Below are 2,181 nucleotides of genomic sequence, written 5' to 3' on the forward strand. Positions count from 1 at the left end.
ATGACCTGTACCCGCGGATCGTCAGCCGAGGCTTCGACGCGTCGCCAAGAGGTGTCGTCGGCGAGCCTAACCCATACATACGGCCCGAAACCGCCTCGAAGCGTGCACGAGGCCTCGCGGTATGCGGCGTCCGTCGTAAGCCCAGGGTAGCTGACCTCCGCGACGCGGGGGTGGCAGCGAAGGTAATTGGCGATGACCTGGGCCGCGTCGGAGAGAACCCGCCACTCCCCCGCGGTCATCTGCCCTTGGAGGCAAAGAAGGGCCCCGAGGTCGGGGCCCTTCTCGACTGTGAGCTTGATATCCAAGTCCCGGCGGAGCTTAGCGGCGCTCGGCGATCTCGGCGCTGACCTCCGAGATGAACTCGTCGAAGTCCTTCTGGACGGTCTCGTTGCTGCGGTCGCGGACCGAGATGTTGCCGGCCTCGGCCTCCTTCTCGCCGAGGATCAGCATGTAGGGCACGCGATCGACGGAGCGGGCCTCGCGGATCTTGTAGCCGATCTTCTCGTCGCGCTCGTCAACCTTGACGCGGATGCCGGCGTCACGGAGCTTCGCGGCGACCTCATCGGCGTAGGCGCGGGTCTTCTCCGAGACAGGCAGGACCTTGACCTGACAGGGCGAGAGCCACGTCGGGAACTTGCCGGCGTACTGCTCGATGAGCATGCCGATGAAGCGCTCGAACGATCCGAAGCCCGCGCGGTGGATCATGATGGGCTGGCGCTTGGTGCCGTCCTTGTCCGTGTACTCGAGCTGGAAGTTGTGGGGCAGCTGGAAGTCGAGCTGGATGGTTCCGCACTGCCAGGTGCGGCCGAGGCAGTCCTGGAGGTGGAAGTCGATCTTCGGGCCGTAGAAGGCGCCGTCGCCGGGGTTGACGACGTAGTCGATGCCCATAGACTCGAGGGCGTCGCGCAGGCCCTGCTCGGCGCGCTCCCAGTCCTCATCGGATCCCATGGAGTCCTCCGGGCGCGTGGAGAGCTCGACCTTATAGGGGAAGCCGAACTGCGCGTAGTAGGCGGTGATCAGGTGCGCGGTGTCCGTGACCTGCTCGGTGATCTGATCCGGGCGGATAAAGAGGTGCGCATCGTCCTGGGTGAACTCGCGGACGCGGAACAGGCCGTGCAGGGCGCCCTTGAGCTCGTGGCGGTGGTCGAGGCCTGCCTCGGCGAGCTTAAGCGGCAAGTCGCGGTAGGAACGGGGCTTGGACTTGTAGATCAAGCATGCGCCGGGGCAGTTCATCGGCTTGATCGCGTAGTCCTCCTCGTCGATCTGCGTGGTGTACATGTTGGCCTTGTAGTGGTCCCAGTGGCCGGAGGTCTCCCAGAGGGTGCGCGAGAGGATGATCGGGGTCTGGACCTCGTCGTAGCCGAACTTGGCCTGCATCTCGTGCCAATAGTTCATGAGGGAGTTGCGGACGATCATGCCGTTGGGGAGCCAGAACGGGAAGCCGGGGCCCGCCTCGGACATCATGAAGAGGTCCATCTCCTGGCCGATCTTGCGGTGGTCGCGGCGCTTGGCCTCCTCGAGCATGTGCAGGTGCTCGTCGAGCTCCTCCTTGGTGGCGAAGGCGATGCCGTTGATGCGGGTGAGCATCTTGTTGTCCTTATCGCCCTTCCAGTAGGCGCCCGAGACGCCCGTGAGCTTGAAGGCCTTCACGGCCTTGGTGTAGCAGACGTGGGGGCCGACGCACATGTCGATGTAGTCGCCCTGCCGGTAGAAGGTGATGCGCGCGTCCTCGTCGAGGTCGCCGATATGCTCGACCTTGTACTTCTCGCCGCGCTCCTGCATAAGGGCGATGGCCTCTGCGCGGGGCTTCTCGAAGACCCGGAACTTGAGGTTCTCCTTGCAGATCTTCTTCATCTCGGCCTCGATGGCGGGCAGGTCGTCCTCGCTGATCTTCTGGCCCTCGGGGAGGTCGACGTCGTAGTAGAAGCCGTTGTCGGTCGCGGGGCCATAGGCGAAGTCGGTGCCGGGATACAGGCGCGAGATGGCCTGGGCCATGATGTGGGCGGCCGAGTGGCGCACGACGTGGGTGACCTCATCGGCGGGGCACTCGATGACCTGGCCGTCGTTCTGCAGGATCTTCATGGGAAACCTCTTTCTGGGATTGCGATGCACAGGGCACAGACATAAATAACGCCCGGGCGCCGATGCAGCGGCGCGGGCGAGTAACGGCGTCTGCCACGC

Annotated in this window: 1 protein-coding gene and 1 pseudogene; both read right to left on the minus strand. The window is 64.6% G+C overall.

Annotation, left to right across the window (positions count from 1 at the left end; translation table 11 throughout):
* Positions 1 to 305, minus strand: a pseudogene (locus tag ACT84W_RS05315) (hypothetical protein); the annotation flags it as partial.
* A 13-nt stretch (positions 306 to 318) separates the two neighbouring features.
* A complete protein-coding gene (gene thrS / locus ACT84W_RS05320) occupies positions 319 to 2,082 on the minus strand; it encodes a threonine--tRNA ligase (protein ID WP_444328455.1) in 1,764 nt (587 codons plus the stop codon).
* Positions 2,083 to 2,181: the final 99 nt, after the last annotated feature.

The sequence above is a fragment of the Paratractidigestivibacter sp. genome (assembly GCF_052362415.1).
Taxonomy (GTDB): domain Bacteria; phylum Actinomycetota; class Coriobacteriia; order Coriobacteriales; family Atopobiaceae; genus Paratractidigestivibacter.

Bases quoted from the DNA above. Each gene is read 5' to 3' on its own strand.
- thrS (WP_444328455.1), bottom strand. From the start codon at position 2,082: ATGAAGATCCTGCAGAACGACGGCCAGGTCATCGAGTGCCCCGCCGAT.